The organism is Micromonospora sp. AB353, assembly GCF_049538395.1.
GTDB classification, from domain to species: Bacteria; Actinomycetota; Actinomycetes; order Mycobacteriales; family Micromonosporaceae; genus Micromonospora; species Micromonospora aurantiaca.
The window spans coordinates 46,706-53,437 of sequence record NZ_JBMVFV010000040.1 but is presented as its reverse complement, the minus strand read 5'-3'; the positions used below and the strand labels follow the sequence as shown (position 1 = coordinate 53,437).

The 6,732-nt window shown below is 72.4% G+C and carries 6 protein-coding genes; 1 reads left to right on the top strand and 5 read right to left on the bottom strand.

Translation table 11 applies throughout. The features are described from left to right. Window positions 1-51: 51 nt before the first annotated feature. Both ACPCK6_RS17855 and ACPCK6_RS17850 read right to left on the bottom strand, forming a co-directional pair. The gene (locus ACPCK6_RS17855; protein ID WP_396880414.1) at window positions 52-690 is read right to left on the bottom strand and encodes a TMEM175 family protein; all 639 of its coding nucleotides are present in this window, start codon (window positions 688-690) and stop codon (window positions 52-54) included. Window positions 691-798: 108 nt separating this feature from the next. Continuing rightward, window positions 799-2,367 carry a Rieske 2Fe-2S domain-containing protein gene (locus ACPCK6_RS17850; RefSeq protein WP_396880313.1) on the bottom strand — a complete coding sequence of 523 codons (1,569 nt, stop codon included), beginning with the start codon at window positions 2,365-2,367 and terminating at the stop codon, window positions 799-801. A 248-nt stretch (window positions 2,368-2,615) separates the two neighbouring features. Here ACPCK6_RS17850 and ACPCK6_RS17845 point away from each other — a divergent pair, with 248 nt between their 5' ends. After that, entirely contained in the window at window positions 2,616-2,840 is a 225-nt protein-coding gene (locus ACPCK6_RS17845) for a hypothetical protein (RefSeq protein ID WP_013284612.1), read from the top strand. Window positions 2,841-2,919: 79 nt separating this feature from the next. Here the strand turns inward: ACPCK6_RS17845 and ACPCK6_RS17840 are convergent, their stop codons facing one another. The 3 genes from ACPCK6_RS17840 to ACPCK6_RS17830 form a co-directional block, all read right to left on the bottom strand. Further along, window positions 2,920-4,119: a DivIVA domain-containing protein gene (locus ACPCK6_RS17840; protein ID WP_396880312.1), complete on the bottom strand. Its 1,200-nt coding sequence runs from the start codon at window positions 4,117-4,119 to the stop codon at window positions 2,920-2,922. 22 nt (window positions 4,120-4,141) lie between these two features. Next, on the bottom strand, window positions 4,142-5,287 hold the full coding sequence (gene rlmN / locus ACPCK6_RS17835; RefSeq protein WP_262014804.1) for a dual-specificity RNA methyltransferase RlmN: 1,146 nt from the start codon (window positions 5,285-5,287) through the stop codon (window positions 4,142-4,144). A 104-nt stretch (window positions 5,288-5,391) separates the two neighbouring features. After that, window positions 5,392-6,717, bottom strand: coding sequence for a phosphatidate cytidylyltransferase (locus ACPCK6_RS17830; protein ID WP_423481671.1), 1,326 nt, complete (start codon window positions 6,715-6,717; stop codon window positions 5,392-5,394). Window positions 6,718-6,732 lie beyond the last annotated feature (15 nt).

The window sequence follows — 6,732 nt, the reverse complement described above, 5'->3', positions numbered from 1 at the left end:
ATCCAGTCGGTTACGCCCACCCTCAAAAAGTTAGGACCTCTTAACAAACGCTCACGGCGTCTCGGGCGACTCCTGACCGGCGGGCGGGAGGTCGCCCGGCCCGCGCACCAGATAGACGCCGACAAGCAGCAGGTACGCCAGCAGGCTCAGCACCGGGTCGACGAACACGATCGCGAACGCGATCAGGTAGAGCAGCGGACCGAGGCGGAACCGGCGGGCCACCGCCCGCGCCAGCCTCGGGTCCAGGCCCGGTTGCAGCAGCCCGCGGCGGCGCGCCCACCACCAGCTCAGGTTGAAGAACAGCGCCTCACCGAGCACCACGCCCGCGTACAGCGCGGCGGTCAGCCGCTGGTCGCCGACGGTGCCGCGCAGGTTGTCCGCGAGCAGGTCGGCGGTGAACGGGATCGCCGCCACGAACATCAGCAGCAGCAGGTTCAGCACCAGCAGCATCTGGTCGACCCGGCGGACGTAACGCCACATGTTGTGGTGGGTCAGCCAGACCTGGCCGACGATGGCGAACGTGATCACGTACGCCAGGTAGGCGCGCCACTCGTGCAGCAGCGCGGCCGGCAGCCCGTCGTCCTGCGGTGTGTCCGGGTCGAACGACAGCAGCTCGACGGCCATCAGGGTGAGCACGATGGCAATCACCGCGTCGCTGAAGGCCTCCACCCGGGAGGCATCGCGCGCCATCTCGTTGCCGCGCCCGAACCGGTACGCCGGTTCCCTGTCCGCACCCGTCACGCCGCCCCCCTCCCGACCGATGGTCGCGTGCCGGGGGCGGCGTGCGGGGCGAAACCGTCAGACGGCCGGCGCCGAGGTCTCCGCGTCGGCGCGATGCGCGCGGATCTTGTGTCCGACGCTGGTCAGGCAGCGTCCGCTGGCCAGGTCGAACTTCCAGCCGTGCAGCTGGCAGGTGAGCTGGTCGCCGTCGACGATGCCGAACCGGCTCAGGTCCGCCTTCAGGTGCGGGCAGCGCCGCTGCACCACCCAGCCGTCGAGCGTGATGTCCTCGGCGTCGACGGCCCGCTCGTGCTCGTCGTACCAGCCCTCGGCGTACTGGAGACGCTCCTCGGACAGGCACTTGAAGAAGGCGTAGACGAACTCGTTGTACTGGCCGATGCGGGCCGCGGAGAAACGGCAGGACAGGAAGAGGGAGTTGACCCAGTCCACCTCGCCGATGTGCAGCAGGTGCTCGATCAGCGCCCGCTCGGTACGGAACCGGTAGCGGACCTTCTCGTCCGCGTACGGCCGGACCTCCTTGCCCGGGAAGTCCACCACGATCGACTCGACCTCGGAACCGTCGTAGCCGACCAGGTCGAAACGGACCGGCCCGCCGACGCCCTTGGCCAGGTAGATCGACTCGTCGAGCAGCGGCTCGATCCGGCGCTTCATCTCGCCGAGCACGTCGACCTCGGGGTGCCGCCAGGACGCCTTCTCGGCCTCGATGACGCCGCGCTTGCGCTCCCGCATCTCCTCCAAGTGGGCGACCTTGTTCGCGAAGAACTCCTCCACCGGCACCGGGTGCGTGGTGGTCGCGCCCTCGGTGGTGATCTCCGAGACGCTGCCCGGCAGCAGCACGATGCCGTTGGTGCCGCCGACCTTGGCGTACTCGGCGAGGAACACCGACTGGTCGGGGAAGATGTTGCCCTCGTCGCCGAAGATGTCGTTGAACTGCCACAGCGCGTCGTCGAGGAAGCACGGCGGGCCGGCGATCGGGAAGACGTGGTCGGCCTTCAGGTCGTCGATGTAGCGCCAGGTGCGGTCGAACTGCCGGTCCCGCTTCTGCTTGCCGAACGCGGTCTTCGCCGCCTGCGGCAGCTCGTAGACCATCGGGTACCAGATCGCGCCGGAGAACTGGAGCATGTGCGCGTGCACGTGGCCCAGCTCGGCGAACACGCTCAGGTCGGTCGGGCGGGCGTCGTTCTGGTTGAGCAGCCGCACGCCGTCGTACTCGACCCAGAGCGACGAGTCGCCGATCGGGCCGTCGGTCGGGCTGGTCAGCGCCTGAATCATGATCTTCAGGCCGCCGGGTAGCTCCACGACCTGCTCGTTCGGGGCCTTGAGGAACTTGGTGAAGCCCAGCTCCCGGAACTCGTCCTCCATCTCCGAGGTGGGGAACTCGGGCAGCAGGACGGTGGCGTCCTTCGACACGAAGTCCCGCAGGTGCTTCGCGTCGAAGTGGTCCCGGTGCAGGTGCGACACGTACAGGTAGTCGACCTGGCCGAGGGTCGCCCAGTCGAGCAGGGAGTTGTCCGGGAAGGGGAACCACGAGGCGAAGTAGGCGGGGTTGACCCACGGGTCGCACAGGATGCTGCCCGCGGCCGTGTCGATCCGCATGCTGGCATGCCCCGTACCGGTCACTCGCACCGCAGTCCTCCTCAAAAAGGCATCAAGGTGTACGTCAAGACGCTACCGGAGGCAGTGTGCTCGCCGTCCCGCGACGCCGGTAGTGGCCATCCGCCCCCACCGGTACGGGACCAACGACCCGGGCCGCACCGCCCGCCCGCTGTCGCCCGCCCGGGTCATCCCCGGCACAGGAGGTCGGACCCTGCGCCGGGCCCGGTTGGGGCCGTGCCAGACTGATCGGAGATCCGATCGCGAGGGAAGGACCGACAGTGGCAGGAGACGAGCCGGTAACCGCGCCAGATCAGCACAAGCCCGGACACCGCAAGTCCGGACGGATCGGTGCGGTGCTGTCGGCGGTGGCTTTGGTTCTGATGGCGCTCTGCGGGATCGAGGAGGGCCGGGTGGAGCACATCTGGCTGTTCGGGATCGCCGGACTGCTGATCGCCATCGTCATCGGCGACGCCGTGCTGCGCCGCAACGGCCTGCGGTCCTGACGCGCGGCGCCCACGGTAGTGCGCGAAGGGCCCGCCCCCTCACCGGGGGGCGGGCCCTTCGTCGTCTCGGGAGGCGGGGTCAGCGGCCGAGCAGGATGTCCTGCACGTCCTTGAGCGCCGCGTCGACCTCGGCCTCGAAGTAGCCACCGGGCACCAGCCCGAAGCGCAGCGTGTCGAGTTCCTTCGGGTTCACCGGCATCGGGTTGCGCCCCTGCATGCCGCCGAGCAGCGTCTCGAAGAACCGGTCGACCTGGTCCGGGTCGTACCCGCTGCCGAACCGCCGGACCTGGAAGCTGCGCCGGATCTGGTCGACCCGGTGCAGGTCACTGCCGGGCGGGCCGGCCATCGGCGGCCCCACCATCGGCGGACCGGCGACCGGCGGGCTCACGAGCGGCGGGCCGGTCATCGAGGGGCCCGGACCGTAGCCCTGGTCCGGCGGCCCGTAACCCTGCTCCGGCGGGCCGTAGCCGGGCTCCGGTGCGCCGTAACCCTGCTGCGGAAGCGCCGGCGGGCCACCGGGACCACGGCCACGCAGCTCACGCTCGGGCATGCGGATCTCTGCGGTCATGTCGGCACGGGCACGCCGACCGGCCTCGAACCCGTCGAAGCGCTCCTCCTGGCCGTACCCGCCGGGGCCGCTGTCCGGGGGACCGTACCCCCCGGGACCGTTGTCCGGCGGGCCGTAGCCGCCGGGGCCGTTGTCCGGCGGACCGTAACCGCCCGGGCCGGGCGGCAGGCCGCGCGGCGGCGGGCCGCCGTGCCCCATCGGCGCGCCCGGGCCCATCGGGCCGGGGCCACCCGGGCCGCGGGGGCCGTCGTAGCCACCGCGCGGACCGTCGTAGCCACCGGCGAACGCGCCGGTCGGCTCGTCGTAGCGGTTGCCGTACCGGTCGGCGGGCGGGCCGGGCTGGGCGGGCATCTGCCGGGGCGGCATCGGCGGCTGCGGCACCGGCGACATGCCCCGGTCGTCGCGCATCGGCGGGCCGAGCCGGTCGGCCATCCGGGGGTCGCCACCGCGCCCGGCCGGCGCGCCACCGCGCTCCTCCAGCTCGGCGAGCTGTCGCTCGACCCGGTCGAGGTGCAGGTCGACCTGCCACTCGTCGTAGCCGTTGAACCGGACCCGGAAGACGACGTCGTGGACCTCCTGGGAGGCCACGGGCGCGCCGATCGGCTGGCCGTCGAGTGTCGCCTCGACCCGGTCCAGGAAGGCGTCGACCTCGTCGACCTTGTAGCCCCGGCGGAGCGCCTTACGCCGGAAACGCTGACCCTGACTCGCCACTATGTCTCCTGGTCTCGTACCGCTACGCCGTTGCCGCGCGTGAGTCGCCGTCCGTGTCCCCGGCGGCGGCGAGCTGCCCACAGGCCCCGTCGATCTCGCGTCCCCGGGTGTCGCGCACCGTGGTCGACACCCCGGCGTCGCGCAACCGCCGGACGAACTCCCGCTCGACCGGCTTCGGGCTGGCGTCCCAGCGGCTGCCCGGAGTCGGGTTGAGCGGGATCAGGTTCACGTGGGCCAGCTTGCCGGCCAGTAGCCGCCCGAGCAGATCGGCTCTCCACGGCTGATCGTTCACGTCCTTGATCATCGCGTATTCGATGGACACGCGACGCCCCGTCGTGGCCGCGTAGTCCCACGCCGCGTCCAGCACCTCGGACACCTTCCAGCGCTGGTTGACCGGGACGAGTTCGTCGCGCAGCTCATCATCGGGGGCGTGCAGCGACAGCGCAAGGGTCACCGAGAGGTCTTCGCTGGCCAGTCGGCGGATCGCCGGCACCAGACCGACGGTCGAGACGGTGATGTGCCGCTGCGACAGGCCCAGTCCCTCCGGTGCCGGGGCGACCAGCCGGCGGATCGCCGCCACCACCCGCGAGTAGTTCGCGAGCGGCTCGCCCATGCCCATGAACACCACGTGCGACAGCCGCGGCGGGGACCCGGCCACGGCGCCGGAGGCGGCCACCCCGGCCAGGTAGACCGCCTGGTCGACGATCTCGGCGGTGGACAGGTTGCGGGTCAGCCCGGCCTGGCCGGTGGCACAGAACGGGCAGGCCATGCCGCAGCCGGCCTGGCTGGAGATGCAGACGGTCACCCGGTCCGGGTAGCCCATCAGCACGCTCTCCACCAGCGAGCCGTCGTGCAGCCGCCAGAGCGCCTTGCGGGTCGCGCCGTCGTCGCAGGCCAGCTCACGGACCGGGGTGAGCAGCGTGGGCAGCAGCTCACCCGCCAGCCGCTCCCGGGTCGCCGCCGGCAGGTCGGTCATCCGCTCCGCGTCGCGCACCAGGCGGCCGAAGTAGTGGTTGGAGACCTGCTTGGCGCGGAACGCGGGCTCACCCAGCTCGGTGACGAGCGCCTGGCGGCCCGGCAGGTCCAGGTCGGCGAGGTGGCGGGGAGGCATCGCGGGCCGGCGGCCGCGGGCGTCGGGGTCTACGGAGATCAGCGGAAGACTCGTCATGGCGCGTCCAGTCTGACACGCTCCCGCCCGGACGCACCCGTCCGTACGTGTCGAATCGCCCCCGGCCACCCGGCCCGCAGCGGGTCGCCGCCGTGACGCATGCCTCAGTTCACCACCGGGACGAAGACGGCGAGCAGCAGGTACGCCACCGGGACGGCGAACAGGATCGAGTCGAGCCGGTCCATCAGGCCGCCGTGCCCGGGCAGCAGGTTGCTCATGTCCTTGACGCCGAGATCCCGCTTGATCATCGACTCGGCGAGGTCACCGAGCACCGCCGAGACCGAGATCGCCATCCCGAACAGCGCACCCCACCAGGGGGCCACGTCGAACAACGCCCACAGCAGCGCCGCGCTGCCCGCCGCCGCGGCGGTCACCGAGCCGGCGAAGCCCTCCCAGGACTTCTTCGGGCTGATCGTGGGCGCCATCGGGTGCTTGCCGAACGACACGCCCGCGGCGTACCCGCCGGTGTCGGAGAGCACCACCGCCGCCAGCGTCACCAGCACCCGCAGGTGCCCGTCACCAGGTGCCGCCGCGAGCATCGCCGCGAACCCGGCGAGGAACGGCACGTACACCGCGATCAGGGTGGCCGCGGTCAGGTCGCGCTGGTAGTTGCCGGGCCCGTCGCCCAGCCGCCAGATCATCGTGCCCAGCACCGTGACCAGCAGGCCGAGGCAGAGCGCGTCGGGGCCCGCGTACCAGGCCAGGCCCACGGTGATCACGCCACCGGCGACGAGCGGCGCCAGCGGCGGGTGGGCGCCGCTACGGCGTACCGCGCGGGCCATCTCCCAGATGCCGATCCCCACGGCGGTCGCGAGCACGGCGAGGAACGCCGGCATGAAGAAGAACAGCGGCACCACGACCGCCGCGCCGAGGGCCACCCCGACACCGATCGCGGCCGGCAGGTTGCGCCCCGCCCGGGACGTCTTCGGAACGGTGGTCGGCGGGCGCTCGGCGCTCGCCCGCCGGCGTCCGGGCCCGCGGCGGCCGGCCGGCGGCTCCGAGGCGGGCTCGTCGCGTACCGCCGGGATCTGCTCGGTGGGCTCGTCGCGCACCGGCGCGATCTGCGCGGTCGGGTACTCGTCGTCGCGGGCGGGCTCACCCCACGGACCGTCGTGGTCCGGCCCGGCGGGCCGGCCGCGGTCGCCGGCCGGCGGTCCGTCGTAGCGGCCCGGGCCGTCGTGGTGCCGGGAGTTCGTCGGGTACGGCCCGGCGTAGGTGTCCGGACCGGCGTAGGTGTCAGATCCCGCATACGTGTCCGGACCGGCGCCGGGGCGGGCGTGGGTGTCCGGCTCGGCGGGGTGGGTGTGCGCGGCCGGGCCGGGTCGCCAGGGGCCGGGCTCCAGGTCGGTGTCCGGCCAGGGCAGGGCCGGAGCGGCCGGGCGGTCCCAGCCACGCGACTCGGTGTTGCCGTAGGGGTCGGGGTGGGACATCACGCACCGGCAGCC